This window comes from Modestobacter altitudinis, from assembly GCF_005930475.1.
In the GTDB taxonomy this organism is placed as follows: domain Bacteria; phylum Actinomycetota; class Actinomycetes; order Mycobacteriales; family Geodermatophilaceae; genus Modestobacter; species Modestobacter altitudinis.
Genome location: NZ_SJEW01000043.1, coordinates 26,160 through 42,022, shown reverse-complemented (window position 1 = coordinate 42,022; position 15,863 = coordinate 26,160). Strand labels below are relative to the sequence as shown.

General features: G+C 73.4%; 12 protein-coding genes. 1 reads left to right on the top strand and 11 read right to left on the bottom strand.

Going from position 1 to position 15,863, the window contains the following annotated elements:
- Nucleotides 1-1,203, top strand: a 1,203-nt coding sequence (locus FHL79_RS15930; RefSeq protein ID WP_138759566.1) for a cytochrome P450, incomplete at its 5' end; no start/stop codon positions are given.
- A 45-nt stretch (nt 1,204-1,248) separates the two neighbouring features.
- On the opposite strand, the gene FHL79_RS15925 is transcribed toward FHL79_RS15930, so the two are convergent.
- The 11 genes from FHL79_RS15925 to nuoF are packed head-to-tail and all read right to left on the bottom strand — an operon-like array spanning nt 1,249 to nt 15,863.
- The gene (locus FHL79_RS15925) at nt 1,249-2,442 is read right to left on the bottom strand and encodes a PQQ-dependent sugar dehydrogenase (protein ID WP_138759565.1); all 1,194 of its coding nucleotides are present in this window, start codon (nt 2,440-2,442) and stop codon (nt 1,249-1,251) included.
- Nucleotides 2,443-2,502: 60 nt separating this feature from the next.
- On the bottom strand, nt 2,503-3,615 hold the full coding sequence (locus FHL79_RS15920) for a polyprenyl synthetase family protein (RefSeq protein WP_246080854.1): 1,113 nt from the start codon (nt 3,613-3,615) through the stop codon (nt 2,503-2,505).
- 22 nt (nt 3,616-3,637) lie between these two features.
- Nucleotides 3,638-5,182, bottom strand: a complete 1,545-nt coding sequence (gene nuoN / locus FHL79_RS15915; RefSeq protein ID WP_138759564.1) for an NADH-quinone oxidoreductase subunit NuoN — start codon at nt 5,180-5,182, stop codon at nt 3,638-3,640.
- Nucleotides 5,182-6,792, bottom strand: a complete 1,611-nt coding sequence (locus FHL79_RS15910) for an NADH-quinone oxidoreductase subunit M (RefSeq protein WP_138759563.1) — start codon at nt 6,790-6,792, stop codon at nt 5,182-5,184. The genes nuoN and FHL79_RS15910 overlap by 1 nt, the downstream gene beginning before the upstream one ends.
- 28 nt (nt 6,793-6,820) lie before the next feature.
- Nucleotides 6,821-8,725 carry an NADH-quinone oxidoreductase subunit L gene (gene nuoL / locus FHL79_RS15905; RefSeq protein WP_138759562.1) on the bottom strand — a complete coding sequence of 635 codons (1,905 nt, stop codon included), beginning with the start codon at nt 8,723-8,725 and terminating at the stop codon, nt 6,821-6,823.
- Nucleotides 8,726-8,738: 13 nt separating this feature from the next.
- A complete protein-coding gene (gene nuoK / locus FHL79_RS15900; protein WP_138759561.1) occupies nt 8,739-9,038 on the bottom strand; it encodes an NADH-quinone oxidoreductase subunit NuoK in 300 nt (99 codons plus the stop codon).
- Nucleotides 9,035-9,916 carry an NADH-quinone oxidoreductase subunit J gene (locus tag FHL79_RS15895; RefSeq protein WP_138759560.1) on the bottom strand — a complete coding sequence of 294 codons (882 nt, stop codon included), beginning with the start codon at nt 9,914-9,916 and terminating at the stop codon, nt 9,035-9,037. Before FHL79_RS15895 ends, nuoK begins: the two co-directional genes overlap by 4 nt.
- Entirely contained in the window at nt 9,913-10,566 is a 654-nt protein-coding gene (gene nuoI, locus FHL79_RS15890) for an NADH-quinone oxidoreductase subunit NuoI (protein ID WP_218938487.1), read from the bottom strand. Before nuoI ends, FHL79_RS15895 begins: the two co-directional genes overlap by 4 nt.
- The gene (nuoH, locus tag FHL79_RS15885; protein ID WP_171058184.1) at nt 10,559-12,016 is read right to left on the bottom strand and encodes an NADH-quinone oxidoreductase subunit NuoH; all 1,458 of its coding nucleotides are present in this window, start codon (nt 12,014-12,016) and stop codon (nt 10,559-10,561) included. Before nuoH ends, nuoI begins: the two co-directional genes overlap by 8 nt.
- A complete protein-coding gene (locus tag FHL79_RS15880; protein WP_138759559.1) occupies nt 12,013-14,535 on the bottom strand; it encodes an NADH-quinone oxidoreductase subunit G in 2,523 nt (840 codons plus the stop codon). The genes nuoH and FHL79_RS15880 overlap by 4 nt, the downstream gene beginning before the upstream one ends.
- Entirely contained in the window at nt 14,532-15,863 is a 1,332-nt protein-coding gene (gene nuoF, locus FHL79_RS15875) for an NADH-quinone oxidoreductase subunit NuoF (RefSeq protein WP_138759558.1), read from the bottom strand. Before nuoF ends, FHL79_RS15880 begins: the two co-directional genes overlap by 4 nt.

Here is a 15,863-nt window from a genome sequence, read left to right as displayed (position 1 = left end):
GTGCGGCTGCTGCACCGGCCGTGGCGGCTGGACCCGTACCCGGTCCTCACGTCGCTGCGGGAGGCCGAGGTCCGCAGCGGCCCGGTGCGCAGCCGCACCGGGCTGACCTCGGTCGCCACGCACGCCTCGTGCGAGGCGGTGCTGCGGGACCGGCGGTTCGGCGTCCAGCCCTCCGCGGGTGCGAGCCGGCTGGGCGGGAGGGCCGACGAGACCGAGGGCGGCTCGCTGCTGGAGCCGGTCGACCTCTCGCTGCTGACCCTGGACCCGCCCGACCACACCCGGTTGCGCCGGCTCGCCCAGCCGGCGTTCGCACCCCGCCGGCTCGCGCACTACCGGGCGGTGGCCGAGCGGGTCACCGCCGACCTCCTGGACGACGCCCTGGCCCGGGGTCGCCGTGAGGGCCGCTTCGACCTGGTCCGCGACCTTGCCTCACCGCTGCCGATCACCGTGATCGCCGCCCTGCTCGACGTGCCGGACGTGGACAGCGAGCGGTTCGCCCGCTGGGGGCGCGCCGTCGGCTCGGCGCTGGACGGGGTCCGGTCCCCCGGCCACGCCCGCGAGCTCGCCGAGGCCACCGGCTCGCTGCGCCGGTTGTTCGCGGACCTGCTCGAGCAGCGCCGCGCGCACCCGGGCGAGGACGTCGTCTCCACCCTCGCCGGCGCCGTCGACGGCGGCACCGCCACGCCCGACGAGGTGCTGGCGCTGGCCCAGCTGCTGCTCGTCGCCGGCTTCGAGACGACCACCAACCTGATCGGCAACGCGGTGCAGGCCCTGCTGCGCACGCCCGGCCAGTGGGCGGCGCTGGTCGAGGACCCCTCGCTGGCGGCGGCGGCAGTCGAGGAGACGCTCCGCTACGACCCGCCCGTCCAGCTCACCGCCCGCTTCGCACACGAGGACCTGGAGGTCGGTGGCATCCGGCTGCGTCGTGACAGCGGCGTGCTGGTGCTGCTGGCCGCCGCGAACCGGGACCCGGCGGTGCACCCGGACCCGGACCGGTTCGACCTGCACCGCGAGCAGGCGCCGCACCTCGCGTTCTCCGGCGGGGTGCACTACTGCCTCGGCGCCCCGCTGGCCCGGCTGGAGGGCGAGGTGGCGCTGCGCGTGCTGGCCGAGCGGGCGCCGCGGCTGCGCCTGGCCGGCCGGGCGGTGCCCCGCGTCGCGACGGTCCTCCGCGGGCCGCTCAGCCTGCCGGTGACGGCATGAAGCCCCTTTGCGGGCTCGGGGCGGTGCCCTGGAGGGGCCGGGACATCAGACCTGCGGCGTCACCCTCAGCAGCTGGTCCTCGCCGTCGCCGTTGTCGGTGGTGAGGTACAGCGCGCCGTCCGAGCCCTGCACCGGGGAGCGGACGCGGCCGTAGGAGTCCTCCAGCTCGGGGACCCGGAACTGCTCGACCAGCTGCCCGGCGTCGTCGATGCGCAGCCCGAGCACCCCGGTGTCCTTCTGCACGCCCACCAGCAGCACCCCCGCGTAGCCGCCCCACGAGGCCCCGTCGAGGAAGGTCGCGCCGCTGGTGGCGATGGTCGGGTCCCCGGAGGACCAGACGGCGGCGATGGCACCCGGGATGTCAAGGTCGGTCATCGGCACGCTCTCGTCGTAGCCGCCGTCGGGGCCCGGGGGTGCGCCGTCCGGGTCGTAGCCGTAGTTGCCACCGGCCACCGACCGGTTGACCTCGTCGTCGCGGTCGGTGCCCTGCTCGACGGTGTAGACCTGCTGCGTCCCCGGTCGGGTGGCGATGCCCTGGACGTTGCGGTGCCCGTAGCTCCAGATCAGCCGGGTGGTCGGGTCGTCGGCGTCCAGGAACGGGTTGCCGGCCGACGGCTGCCCGGTCTGCGGGTCGATCCGCAGCACCTTCCCGGCGAGCGTGCCGAGGTCCTGCGGGTTGCTGCCCACCGCGTTGTCGCCGGTGCCGACGAGCAGCTGCCCGGTGGGGTCGAACCGCGGCCGGCAGCCGCCGTGCCGGCCGCTGCCCTCGTTGACCGGGATGCCGCCGAGCAACGGGTCGGCGACCCGGGTGGCCGACGTCCAGCCCTCGTCGACGGTCCAGGCGATGACCTGGATCTCCGCATCGCCGTCCTCCTCGACGCCCTGGCAGCTGTAGAAGCGCCGGTTGTCGGCGAAGGCCGCGTCGAGCACCAGGCCCATGAGGCCCGTCTCGCCGGTGGCGAAGAGGTCGTCGAGGTCGGCGTCGAGCGACCGGACCGCCCCGTCGGGGCGGACGGCGGTGAACCCGCCGCCGCGCTCGTCGACCAGCAGCGTCCCGTCCGGCGCCAGCGCCACGTCCCAGGGGTGGTCCAGGCCGTCGGCGAGCACCTGGACGTCGAGCGCCGGGACGCCGGCCGTCGACGAGGGCTGCGCGCGGTCCGGGACGTCGACGGCCGCCTCGTCACCCTCCGCGCCGGGAGCACCGCTGCACCCGGCCAACAGGACGGCGGAGAGCAGCACGGCCCCCGTGCAGGGTCCCGCCCTGAGCCTGCGAAGGGCGGGGGGCACGGGGGTCCTTCCTCAGCTGGTGCGGGTGACCACGTAGGTGCACAGCGCGGCCAGCGCGTCGCGCACCGGGCCGTCCGGGACGGCGTCCAGCCGGGCCTGCGCCCGGTCGGCGTAGTCGCCCAGCACGGCGGTGGCCCGGGCCAGCGACGGCGACCGGCGCAGCAGCTCGAGCGCCTCGGCGTGCTCGGCCTCGTCGACGACCGGTCCGGCGACGAGCTCGCGCAGCCGGGCCTCGGCCGGGTCGTCCCCGGCGAGGGCGAACAGCACCGGCAGGGTGGCGATCCCCTCACGCAGGTCGGTGCCGGGCGACTTCCCCGACGTCCCGGCCTCGCTCACGATGTCGATCAGGTCGTCGGAGAGCTGGAAGGCGACGCCGAACTCCTCGCCGAAGGAGGTCAGGGCGGTGACCATCTGCGGCGCGACGCCGGCGAAGGAGGCGCCGAAGCGGGCCGAGGTGGCCACCAGCGAGCCGGTCTTGTCGGCCAGCACGCCGAGGTAGTGGTCGACCGGGTCCTCACCCGGCCGCGCGCCGACGGTCTCCCGGAGCTGGCCGATCACCAGCCGCTCGAAGGTCTGCGCCTGCACCCGCACGGCCTCGGGACCGAGGTCGGCGAGCAGGTCCGAGGCTCGGGCGAAGAGGAAGTCGCCGGTGAGGATGGCGACGCTGTTGCTCCAACGGCTGTTGGCGCTGGGAGCGCCGCGGCGCACGGACGCCTCGTCCATCACGTCGTCGTGGTACAGCGTGGCCAGGTGGGTGAGCTCGCAGACCACGGCCGCCTGGACGACCTCGGGGGCCTCGGCGTCCCCGAGCTGGGCGGCGAGCAGGGCGAGCATCGGGCGCAGCCGCTTGCCACCGGCGGCCATCAGGTGACCGGCCGCCTCGCTCACGAAGGAGTGGTCGCTGGTGACCGCGGTGCCCAGCGACGCCTCGACCCGGGCCATCCCCTCGGCCAGCGCGTCCCCCAGCTCACCGTCGGGCAGCCAGGGCCCGATGGTCGAGGCGGGCGTGGAAGGCCGGCGCAACGGGGTCTCCTGGTGGTCGGTCCGTCCGCGGGCCCGGGGGCTGGTGGTGCCGGCTCCGGTCATCAACCGCTGAAGATACAGCCCGTCGTCCCGGGTCCTCATCGACGACCTCCGAGCGGGCGGCTCAGCCGACCAGGACCGCGGCCGACTCGGCCAGGTCCAGCACCGCCCCCGGCAGGATGCCGAGCACCAGCGTGGCGGCTGCGGTGATCGCCAGCACGATCGTGGTCGGCAGACCGGGCACGCCGACGGTGGGCCCGTCCGGCGCCGCCGGTGAGAAGTACATGAGGACGACGACCCGCAGGTAGAAGAAGGCCGCGATCGCGCTGGCCACCAGTGCGACGACCGCCAGCGGCCAGGCCCCGTCCTCGATCGCCGCCCGGAAGACGGCGAACTTCCCGGTGAAGCCGCTGGTGAGCGGGATCCCGGCGAGGGCCAGCAGGAAGAAGGCCATCAGCGCGGCGACGATCGGGGAGCGCTGCGCGAGCCCGGCCCACTGGGACAGGTGCGTGGCCTCCCCGTCGCCGTCCCGGACGAGGGTGAGCAACCCGAAGGCGCCCAGCGTGGTCAACCCGTAGGTGAGCAGGTAGAACATCGTGGCGGCCAGGCCGTAGCCGCTGTCGCCGGGGCCGAGCCCGATCACGCCGGTGAGCAGGAAGCCGGCGTGCGCGATCGAGGAGTAGGCGAGCATCCGCTTGAGGTCGGTCTGGGTCAGCCCGAGGACCGCCCCGACCAGCATCGACACGATCGCCAGGCCGTAGACCAGCGGCCGCCAGGTCCAGTCGGCGGTGCCGAAGGCGACGTAGAGCAGGCGCAGCACCGCACCGAACGCGGCGACCTTGGTGGCTGCGGCCATGAACGCGGTGACCGCCGTCGGGGCGCCCTGGTAGACGTCCGGCGTCCAGGTGTGGAACGGAGCGACGCTGGCCTTGAACATCAAGCCGACCACCAGCAGGGCCAGGCCCAGCACCATGAGGGTGTCCCCGCCCTCGGTGACCGCGGCGTCACGGATGGCGCTCAGCCGCACGCTGCCGGTGGCGCCGTAGACCAGCGCCAGCCCGTACAGGAAGAAGGCGGAGGCGAAGGCGCCGAGCAGGAAGTACTTGACCGCGGCCTCCTGCGAGAGCAGCCGGCGCCGCCGGGCCAGCCCGGAGAGCAGGTACAGCGGCAGGCTGAGCACCTCGAGCGCGACGAACATGATCAGCAGGTCGTTCGACGCGGTGAACAGCATCATCCCGCCGATGGCGAAGCTCGCCAGCGGGTAGACCTCGGTCTGCACGCGGGTCGAGGTCGCCAGCTCGCGGTCGCGCACGCTGCCGGCGGGCACCGCGGCGACGGCGACGAACGCCGAGCGCGCCGGGTCGACCGCGCGCTCGCTGAACAGCAGCACCGACAGCGCCCCGAGGACCGCGATGGTGCCCTGCAGGAACAGCGCGGCGCCGTCGACGGCGAGCGCCCCGCCGGCGGTGACCTCCTCCGTGCCGGCCAGCAGCAGCGTGGCGACGAACGCCCCGACGGTGCCGACCAGGGCGAGGACCACCTGCACGGGGTGCCGGACGGCGCGGGGCGCGAAGGCCTCGACCAGCACCCCGACCGCGGCGGCGCCGAAGACGAACAGCAGCGGCGCGAGCGCGGTGTAGGACAGCGAGGGGGCGGTGATCGGACCCATCAGTCGGTCCCTCCGGGAGCTTCGGGAGCGCTGCCCCCGGGGTCGACGCCGACGTCGCTCATCGTCGCCTGCACCGCCGGGTCGATCAGGTCGATCAGCGGCTGGGGGTACACCCCGAGCCCGATGACCAGCGCGACCAGCGGTGCCACGACCGCGAGCTCACGCCGCGACAGGTCCAGCACCCGCGACGTCCGGGCCGGGGCCGGTGCGGTGAGCACGGCCGTCGAGCCACCGCCCGTCGCCTCGGGCCGGGGCTCGGCGTCCACGAGCACCCCGCGGGGCGGCCCGTGGAAGACCCGCTGGTACATGAGCAGGACGTACAGCGCGGCCAGCACGATGCCGGCGGTGGCGAGGACGGTGAACACCGGCTCCCGCGGGAACGAGCCGATCAGCACGAGGAACTCGCTGACGAAGCTGTTGGTCCCGGGCAGCGCCAGCGACGCCAGGCCGGCGAGCAGGAACACCCCGGCCAGCAGCGGTGCCTTGGCGGCCAGGCCGCCGTGGTCACGGATCTGCCGGGACCCGCTGCGGGTGATCACCATGCCGACGACCAGGAACAGCAGGCCGGTCGCGATGCCGTGGTTGACCATGTAGAGCACCGCGCCGGTGGCCGCCTCGGTGCTGAAGGCGAAGATCCCCAGCGCGATGAAGCCGAAGTGCGCGATCGAGGTGTAGGACACCAGCCGCTTCATGTCCGACTGCCCCATCGCCACCAGCGCGGCGTACAGGATCCCGACCACCGCCAGCACCAGGACCCACGGGGCCAGGTCGCGGGAGGCGTCGGGGAACAGCGGCAGGCAGTAGCGCAGGAAGCCGAAGGTGCCCACCTTGTCCAGCACCCCCACCAGCAGGACGGCGCTGCCGACGGGGGCCTCGGCACCGGCGTCGGGCAGCCAGGTGTGGAAGGGCACCAGCGGTGCCTTGATGGCGAAGGCGACGAAGAAGCCCAGGAACAGCAGCTTCTGCACGCCGGGGTCGATGTCCAGCTGGCGCAGCGCGTCGAAGGCGAAGGTGCCCTCACCGAGCTGGGAGTTGCTGACCACGTAGAGCCCGATGACCGAGGCGAGCATGACCAGCCCACCGAGCAGGCTGTAGAGGAAGAACTTGACCGCGGCGTACTGCCGGTTCGGACCGCCGAAGCTGCCGATCAGGAAGTACATCGGGATGAGCATCGCCTCGAAGAAGACGTAGAACAGGAAGACGTCGGTGGCGGCGAAGACCCCGACCATCATCGACTCGAGCAGCAGCAGCCAGGCCCAGTAGGTACGCATGGACCGGTTGCCGGCGGCGCGCTCGTCCCAGGACGCGCCGATGACCACGGGCACCAGCACCCCGATCAGCAGCAGCATCACCAGGGCGATGCCGTCGACGCCGAGGGCGAAGCTGACCCCGAAGTCCGCGATCCAGGTGACCGAGGTGGTCAGCTGGAACCGGTCCCCACCGGTGTTGAAGGCGACCGTGGCCAGCACTGCGAGCAGCAGCACGAGCAGGCTCACCGCCATGGCCAGCTGCCGGGCCAGCGCCTGCCGGGACGGCGGCAGGGCAGCCAGCACGGCCGCACCCACCGCGGGCACGGCGATCATCGCCAGCAGGAACGGGAAGTCGCTCACCAGGTCACCCCTCCAGAGCCGGCGACGGTCATGCCGTCGTCACTGCGACCAGTGCGCCGGCGACGAGCACCGCGCCGCCGAGCATGCCGAGGGCGTAGCTGCGGACGAAGCCGGTCTGCGCGCGCCCCAGCCGGGACGACGAGCCACCGAGGGCCGCCGCCGTCCCGTTGACGACGCCGTCGACGCCTCGGTTGTCCAGCCAGACGAGTGCGCGGGTCAGCCACATGCCGGGGCGCATGAACAGCGACTCGTTGACCGCGTCGGCGTAGAGCCCGCGCCGGGCGGCGACGACCACCGGCGACACCCGCGCCGGCGCCGTCGTCGGCACCTCCCGGCGGCCGACGAACAGCCAGGCAACGGCCGCGCCGAACAGCATGACCAGCGTCAGCACGATGCTGACGGTGAGGGGGGCGACCACGTGCGCGGCCTCCTCGGGCTCGCCGAAGACCGGCTCGAGCCAGTCGGTGAGCGGGAACGCCTCGACGATCAGGAACCCGGCGGCGACCGACCCGATCGCCAGCACGACCATCGGCGCCGTCATCACCGACGGCGACTCGTGCGGGTGCACCCCCTCGTCCCAGCGGGCCCGGCCGAAGAACGTCATCAGCATGAGCCGGGTCATGTAGAACGCGGTGAGCCCCGCGCCGAGGACGGCGACGCCGCCCAGCAGCCAGCCCGACGTCCCGCCGCGGTCGAACGCGGCCTCGATGATCGCGTCCTTGGTCCAGTACCCGGACAGGAACGGGAAGCCGATCAGTGCCAGGTAGCCCAGACCGAAGGTCACGAAGGTGACCGGCAGCTTCTTGGCCAGCCCGCCGTAGCGGCGCATGTCGACGGAGTCGTTCATCGCGTGCATGACCGACCCGGCGCCGAGGAACAGCCCGGCCTTGAAGAAGCCGTGCGCCAGCAGGTGCGCGATCCCGGCGGCGTAGCCGACCGGGCCCAGACCGACGGCCAGGAACATGTAGCCGATCTGGCTGACCGTGGAGTAGGCCAGCACCTTCTTGATGTCGTCGTACGCGCAGCCGACGATCGCGCCGATCATCAGCGTGATCGCCCCGACGACCAGGACGACGGTCCGGGCCGTCGGCGTCTCGTCGAACACCGGGGCGCTGCGGGCGATCAGGTAGACCCCGGCGGTGACCATGGTCGCTGCGTGGATGAGCGCGGAGACCGGGGTCGGGCCCTCCATCGCGTCGGGCAGCCAGGCCTGCAGCGGGAACTGGCCGGACTTGCCGCAGGCCCCGAGCAGGAGCAGCAGCCCCATCGCGGTGACGGTCCCCCCGGCGAGCAGGCCGACCTCGCCGAACACACCGGCGTAGGACGTCGTCCCGAGCTGGGCGAACATGATGAAGATGGCCAGCGCCAGGCCGACGTCCCCGACCCGGTTCATGATGAAGGCCTTCTTCGCCGCCGTGGCCGCCGCCGGGCGGGTGTACCAGAAGGCGATGAGCAGGTAGGACGCCAGACCGACGCCCTCCCAGCCCACGTAGAGGGCCACGTAGCTGTTGCCGAGGACCAGCAGCAGCATCGCCGCGACGAAGAGGTTCAGGTAGGCGAAGAACCGCCGCCGCGCGGGGTCGTGCGCCATGTAGCCGATCGAGTAGACGTGGATCAGCGCACCCACGCCGGTGATCAGCAGGACGAAGACCGCCGACAGCGGGTCGAACAGCAGCCCGGCCTCGACGTCGAGGTTGCCGGTGCGGATGAAGGTGAACAGGTCGACGCTCGCCGACCGCTCGTCCAGCCCGGCCAGCTGCACGGTGCAGAGCAGCCCGAGGACGAAGGCGGCGGCGACGGTGCCGGTGGCCAGCAGGTGGCCCCAGCGGTCGGTGCGCCGGCCGCCGAGCAGCAGCACCGCTGCACCCGCCAGGGGCAGCGCGATGAGCAACCAGGAGGCACCGAGCAGCCCGGTCGCGGGGATGGTCTCCATCAGCCGGCTCCGCTCAGTACTTCAGCAGGTTGACGTCGTCGACCGACGCCGAACGGCGGGTCCGGTAGACGCTCATGATGATCGCGAGACCGACCACCACCTCGGCTGCCGCCACCACCATCACGAAGAAGGCGATCAGCTGGCCGTCCACGGTGCCGGTGGACCGCGCGAAGGTGACCAGCGTCAGGTTCACCGAGTTGAGCATCAGCTCGACGCACATGAAGACGACGATCGCGTTCCGCCGCACCAGCACCCCGACGGCGCCGATGGTGAACAGGACCGCAGCCAGCACCAGGTAGTTCGCGATGGTCACGAGGGCTCTCCTCCCCGGGCGGGCTGACCCGTCCCCTCCAGCGTGCCCAGGGCCGCGTCGGTGCCGCCGGCGTGGGACAGCCCCGACCGCTCGGCACCGGTGGAGCCGGTCGACGGCAGCTCGTCGACCACCTGCGGCTCGACGCCGGTGCTGAAGCTGGCCTGCGACGGGCTGCCGTCGGGCAGCCGGCCGGGGGCGGCGATCGAGTTGGCGCGGGCGTACACGCCGGGGCCGGGCAGGGTCTGCGGGTGGTCCCCGGTGAGGAACCGGGCCCGGGAGAGCTCCTTCTGCGACTGCCGGGTGCCGGGCTCGCGCTCGGTGTGCGCCAGCACCATCGCGCCCACCGCGGCGGTGATCAGCAGCGCGCTGGTGATCTCGAAGGCCAGCAGGTAGCGGGTGAAGAGCAGCTCGGCGATCGCCTGCACGTTGCCGTCGGCCGCTCCCCCGGCGCCGCCCTGCACCGCCTCGAGGCCGGTGACCGGGGTGTCCCGGGTGGCCTCGGCGATGCCGGCGCCGACCAGCCCGGCGAACCCGATCCCCAGCACGATCGCGGCGATCCGCTGCCCGCGCAGCGTCTCGACCACCGAGTCGGAGGTGTCCCGGCCCACCAGCATCAGCACGAAGAGGAACAGGATCATGATCGCGCCGGTGTAGACGATGATCTGCACCGCGCCCAGGAACGGCGCCTCCTGGACGACGTAGAGCACGCCCAGCGCGAGCATCGTGTTGACCAGCCACAACGCCGAGTGGACGGCGTTCCTGGACAGCACCATGCCCAGCGCCCCGGCCAGCGCGACCGGCCCGAGGACCCAGAAGACGATCGCCTCCCCGGTGCCGATCTGCACGCCGGTGTCGGCCGCGGCGGCCAGCACGCTCACGCCCGCTCCTCCAGCACCGGCTCGGCGGGCTGCGCCGTCGGGGCCGCTGCCCTCGGGTCCCGCACGTAGTAGTCCTTCTCGTCGTCCCCGAGCCGCATCGGGTGCGGGGGCTGCTCCATCCCGGGCAGCAGCGGGGCCATCAGCTGCTCCTTGGTGTAGATCAGCGCCTGCCGGTCGTCGTCGGCGAGCTCGAAGTCGTTGCTCATCGTCAGCGACCGGGTCGGGCAGGCCTCGATGCACAGCCCGCAGAAGATGCAGCGCAGGTAGTTGATCTGGTAGACGCGGCCGTACCGCTCGCCCGGGGAGAACCGGGCCTCCTCGGTGTTGTCGCCGCCCTCCACGTAGATCGCGTCGGCGGGGCAGGCCCAGGCGCACAGCTCGCAGCCGACGCACTTCTCCAGGCCGTCGGGGTGCCGGTTCAGCACGTGCCGGCCGTGGTAGCGGGGCTTGGTCTGCTTCGGGACGTCGGGGTACTCCTCGGTCGTCACCTTCTTGAACATCGTCGCGAAGGTGACGCCGAAGCCCTGCGCCGGCCCGGGCAGCCGGCTGCTGCGCTTGCCCGCCGGGGTCGGCGGTGCGCCGGTCTGCCGGGCCACGGCCTGGGAGGCGCTCGCACCGCCCTCGCGCCGGGCGGGGGTGTTCTCAGACATCGCCGTCCTCCTCGGTGGGTGCGGGGTCGGTGGAGGGGTTGCTGCGCCGTCCGGTGCCGACGACCGTGCCGGCGCCGACCACCTCGCGGCTGCGCAGCCGCGGCGACGGGGGGACCCGCAGGTCCATCGGGGGCACCGGGAACCCGCCGGCGGTGCGGTCCCGGCTCCGGCTGGGGGCGAGGACCTCGGGTTCGGTCGGGTTGACCGACCCGGCGGCAGCGGCCCGGGCCGCGACCCGGGTGTCCCGGTTGCTCACCCGGGAGGCGATGAGCAGCCCGGCCAGCACGATGAGCGCGATCGGCACCCCGACGAAGACGGCGACCTCCCCACCGTCGAGGTCGGCCTCCCGGCTGACCGTGCGCATGGTGGCGACCACGAGGATCCAGACCAGCGCGGTCGGGACGAGCACCTTCCACCCGAACCGCATGAACTGGTCGTAGCGCAGCCGGGGCAGCGTGCCGCGCAGCCAGATGAAGACGAACAGCGCGACGACGACCTTGGCGAAGAACCACAGCAGCGGCCACCAGCCGGTGTTGGCGCCGTCCCAGATCGAGATCGGCCAGGGCGCCCGCCAGCCGCCCAGGAACAACGTCGCGGCCAGCGCGGAGACGGTGACCATGTTGACGTACTCGGCCAGGAAGAAGAGCGCGAACTTCAGCGACGAGTACTCGGTGTGGAAGCCGCCGACCAGCTCGCTCTCGGCCTCGGGCAGGTCGAAGGGCGCCCGGTTGGTCTCCCCGACGACGGCGATGACGTAGATGACGAAGGAGACCGGCAGCAGGACGGCGAACCAGCTCGGGCCGGTGAAGCCGAGCCCGAAGACGCTCAGCGACGTCCCGTCCGCCTGGGCCGCGACGATCTCCGAGGTGGACATCGACCCGGCGTAGAGGAACACCGCGACGATCGACAGGCCCATCGCGATCTCGTAGCTGACCATCTGCGCGGCGCTGCGCAACCCGCCGAGCAGCGGGTACGTCGAACCGGACGCCCAGCCGGCCAGCACGATGCCGTAGACGCCCATCGCCGAGCAGGCCAGCACCACCAGGACGCCGATCGGGGCATCGGTGAGCTGCAGGGGCGTGCGCTCACCGAAGATGCTGACCGTCGGGCCCAGCGGGATGACCGAGAAGGCCAGGAACGCCGGGATCGTGGCGATGACCGGGGCCAGGAAGTACACCGGCCGGTCGGCCAGCGCCGGCATGATGTCCTCCTTGAACGCCAGCTTCAGCCCGTCGGCGAGGCTCTGCAGGTAGCCGCGCGGGCCGACCCGGTTCGGGCCGATCCGCTGCTGCATCCGGGCGACGACCTTGCGCTCGAAGACGATCGCGAACAGCGTCATCACGACCAGCACCCCGAAGATGCCGACGATCTTGATGAGCACGATCCACCAGACGTCGTGCCCGAAGTCGGACAGCGTCGGCTGGTCGCGGGCGGCGACCACGTCGATCACGCCGCACCTCCCGCGCGCAGGCTCGACACGGCGGTGGCACCGTCCCGCGGCGACCCGGCGGACAGCCGGACGACGTCGCCCGGGCCGCTGCGCAGGTCGGTCCGGACGGCGCAGCCGGGTGACCGCATGGGCAGCCAGACGACCCCGTCCGGCATGTCCACCACGGCGACCGGCAGGGTGACCGCACCGGCGAGACCGGTGACGGTGAGCAGGTCACCGTCGGCCAGACCCAGCCGGCCGGCGGCGTCCCGGCCCAGCCGCGCCACCGGCGGGCGGGCGGTGCCGGCCATCGCCGGCTCCTCGCGCTGCAGGGTGCCGACGTCGAGGAGCTGCCGCCAGGAGGCCAGCACCGCCTCGTCGGCGGTGGTCACGGGGGCCGGCACCGGCACCACGTCGAGGCCGGTGGGGGTGGGCGCCTGCGGGGCCGCGCCCAGGGCGATCAGCTCGGCGCGGGCGTCGGTCACGGTGGCCAGCCCGAGCGGCACGCCGAGGTGCTCGGCGATCCCCTCCAGCACCCGGCCGTCGGTCAGCTGGCCGGTGCCGTGCAGGGTGGCGTCGAAGGGCCGCACCCGCCCCTCCCAGTCCAGGTAGCTGCCCGCCTTCTCCGGTGCCGCGGCGACCGGGAGGACGACGTCGGCGTGCGCGGTGACCGCGCTCGGGAAGAGCTCGAGGCTGACCACGAACCCGGCCGCGGCCAGCGCCTGCTCGGCGAGCACCGGGTCGGGCAGGTCGGCGGGGTCGACGCCGCCGACGAGCAGGCCGCCCAGGGCGCCGTCGCGGGCAGCGGCGAGGATGCCGGTGGTGTCCCGACCAGGGGTGGCAGGGAGGTCCACGCCCCACCGCTGGGTGACCGCCGCGCGGTCGGCGGCGCTGTCGACCAGCCGACCGCCGGGTAGCAGACCCGGCAGCGCACCGACCTCGACCGCGCCGCGCTCCCCCGCCCGGCGCGGCACCCAGGCCACCCGGGCGCCGGTCTCGGCCGCCAGCGCGGCCACGGCGGAGAAGCCGCCGGGCACCCCGGCGAGCCGCTCGCCGACGAGGACGACCGCCCCGGGCCGGAACAGCGCCACCGCGGCCTCGGCGAGCAGCCCCTCGACCGGGTTGGCGGCCAGCGCGCGGAGCACCCGGGCCTCCTCGCCCGGCGCCGTGGGCACGACCGTGGCGCGCAGCTTCTCCGCGGCGCGGGTGGCGAACGGGGCCAGGTCGAGGACCTGCATCCCCGCCGTCCGGACCGCCCGGCGCAGCCGCAGGAAGACGATCGGCGACTCCTCCTCGGGCTCGAGGCCGACCAGCAGGACGGTGGGCGCCGCGGTCAGCTCGTCGTAGGTGACCGCGCCGGCGCCCGGGGCGGTGCCGGCGACGTGCGCGGCGAGGAACGCGAGCTCCTCGGCGGAGTGCGCCCGGGCCCGGGCGTCGACGTCGTTGGTGCCCAGCGCGACGCGGGCGAACTTGGCGTAGGCGTAGCCGTCCTCGACGGTGACCCGGCCGCCGGGCAGGACCCCGACGCCGCCGGCCGACCGGGCCGCCGCGAGGCCCGCAGCCGCCGCGGCCCACGCCTCGGGCCAGGAGGCCTCGTGCAGCTCGCCGTCCGCCCCCCGCACCAGCGGGGTGGTCAGCCGCTCGTTGCTGGTGGCGTAGCGAAAGCCGTAGCGGCCCTTGTCGCAGTTCCACTCCTCGTTGACCGCGGGGTCCTCCCCGGCCAGCCGGCGCATCACCGTGCCGCGCCGGTAGTCGGTGCGCTGGGCGCAGCCGCTGGCGCAGTGCTCGCAGACGCTGGGCTCGCTGCGCAGGTCGAACGGGCGGGAGCGGAACCGGTAGGTGGCGCTGGTGAGCGCCCCGACCGGGCAGATCTGGGTGGTGTTGCCGGAGAAGTAGGACTCGAACGGCTCGTCCTCGTAGATCGCGACCTGCTCCAGCGCGCCGCGCTCGAACAGCTCGATGAACGGGTCGCCGGCCACCTGCTGGCTGAACCGGGTGCACCGGGCGCAGAGCACGCAGCGCTCCCGGTCCAGCAGCACCTGCGAGCTGATCGGCAGCGGCTTGGGGTAGGTGCGCTTGACGTCGACGAACCGGGTCTCGGTGCGCCCGTTGCTCATCGCCTGGTTCTGCAGCGGGCACTCGCCGCCCTTGTCGCAGACCGGGCAGTCCAGCGGGTGGTTGACCAGCAGCAGCTCCATGGTGCCCTGCTGCGCCTTGTCGGCGACCGCGCTGGTCAGCTGGGTGTGCACGACCATGTCCGGGGTCACCGGGGTGGTGCAGGAGGCCACCGGCTTGCGCTGGCCCTCCACCTCCACCAGGCACTGCCGGCAGGCGCCGATCGGGTCGAGCAGCGGGTGGTCGCAGAACCGCGGCACCTGCACGCCGATCTGCTCGGCGGCCCGGATGATCAGCGTGCCCTTGGGCACCGCGACCGGGAAGCCGTCGATGGTGCAGTGCACGGCGTCGGGCGGGGTGTGCGGCCCGGGGACCGCCGGCGGGGTGGCCGGCGCCGGCTGCGGGGCGGCGGGGGTGATGGTCATGAGGCGGCAGCTCCCACGGGCTCGAGGCGGAGCGACCGGCCGAGCCGGGCCTGCTCCTCGGGCGGCAGCAGGGCGACGTAGTCGTCCTTGAAGTACTTCAGCGAGCTGGCGATGCAGCTGGTGGCGCCGTCGCCGAGCGCGCAGAACGAGCGGCCGAGGATGTTGTCGCAGGTGTCGGTCAGCAGGTCCAGGTCCGCGGCCCGGCCCTGCCCGTGCACCAGCCGCTCCAGGATCTGGACCAGCCAGTACGTGCCCTCCCGGCACGGGGTGCACTTGCCGCAGCTCTCGTGCGCGTAGAACTCGGTGAACCGCAGCGTCGCCTCGACGATCGAGTCGGTCTCGTCGAAGACCATCAGCGCGGTGGTGCCCAGCATCGAGCCGGCCGCGGCGACGGAGTCGAAGTCCAGCGGGACGTCGAGGTGCTCCGCGGTGAAGTACGGCGTCGAGGAGCCGCCCGGCGTCCAGAACTTGAGCTCGTGGCCCGGCCGGACGCCACCGGCCATCGCCAGCAGCTCGCGCATCGTCGTCCCCATCGGTGCCTCGTACTGGCCGGGTGAGACGACCCGGCCCGACAGCGAGTAGATCTTCGGGCCGGGCGACTTCTCCGGGCCCATCGTCTTGAACCACTCCGCGCCGCCGCGGACGACGTAGGGCACGGTGGCCAGCGTCTCCACGTTGTTGATCACCGTCGGGCCGCCGTAGAGACCGGCGACGGCGGGGAACGGCGGCTTGAGCCGGGGCTGGCCGCGGTAGCCCTCGAGGGAGTCCAGCAGCGCCGTCTCCTCCCCGCAGATGTAGGCGCCGGCCCCGGCGTGCACGACCAGCTCGAGGTCGTAGCCCGAGCCCAGGACGTCCGTGCCGAGGTAGCCGGCGTCGTAGGCCTCACCGACGGCGGCCATCACCCGGCGGTGGGCGTGCACCGCCTCGCCCCGGACGTAGACGACGGCGAAGGAGCAGCGGACCGCGTAGGCCGAGATGATCACGCCCTCCACCAGGGAGTGCGGGTCGGCCATCATCAGCGGCACGTCCTTGCAGGTGCCCGGCTCGCCCTCGTCGGCGTTGACCACCAGGTACTTGGGCATCGCCGCCGGTCCGGTCGGGGTCTCCCCCGGCTTGGGCTGCGGGATGAAGCTCCACTTCATGCCGGTCGGGAAGCCGGCGCCGCCACGGCCGCGCAGACCGGAGTCCTTGACCAGGGCGACCACCTCGTCCGGCGCCATCGCGAGGGCCTGGCGCAGTGCGCGGTAGCCGTCCAGTCGTTCGTAGGTCTCCAGCGTCCAGGAGCGGGGCTCGGCGAACCGGGCGGTGAGCACGGGGGTGAGCGGCAC

Coding starts and splice junctions, on each gene's coding strand:
- FHL79_RS15920 (WP_246080854.1), bottom strand. CDS start 3,615: ATGAGGACCCGGGACGACGGGCTGTATCTTCAGCGGTTGATGACCGGA.
- nuoN (WP_138759564.1), bottom strand. CDS start 5,182: ATGGGTCCGATCACCGCCCCCTCGCTGTCCTACACCGCGCTCGCGCCG.
- nuoL (WP_138759562.1), bottom strand. CDS start 8,725: ATGGAGACCATCCCCGCGACCGGGCTGCTCGGTGCCTCCTGGTTGCTC.
- nuoI (WP_218938487.1), bottom strand. CDS start 10,566: ATGTCTGAGAACACCCCCGCCCGGCGCGAGGGCGGTGCGAGCGCCTCC.
- FHL79_RS15880 (WP_138759559.1), bottom strand. CDS start 14,535: ATGACCATCACCCCCGCCGCCCCGCAGCCGGCGCCGGCCACCCCGCCG.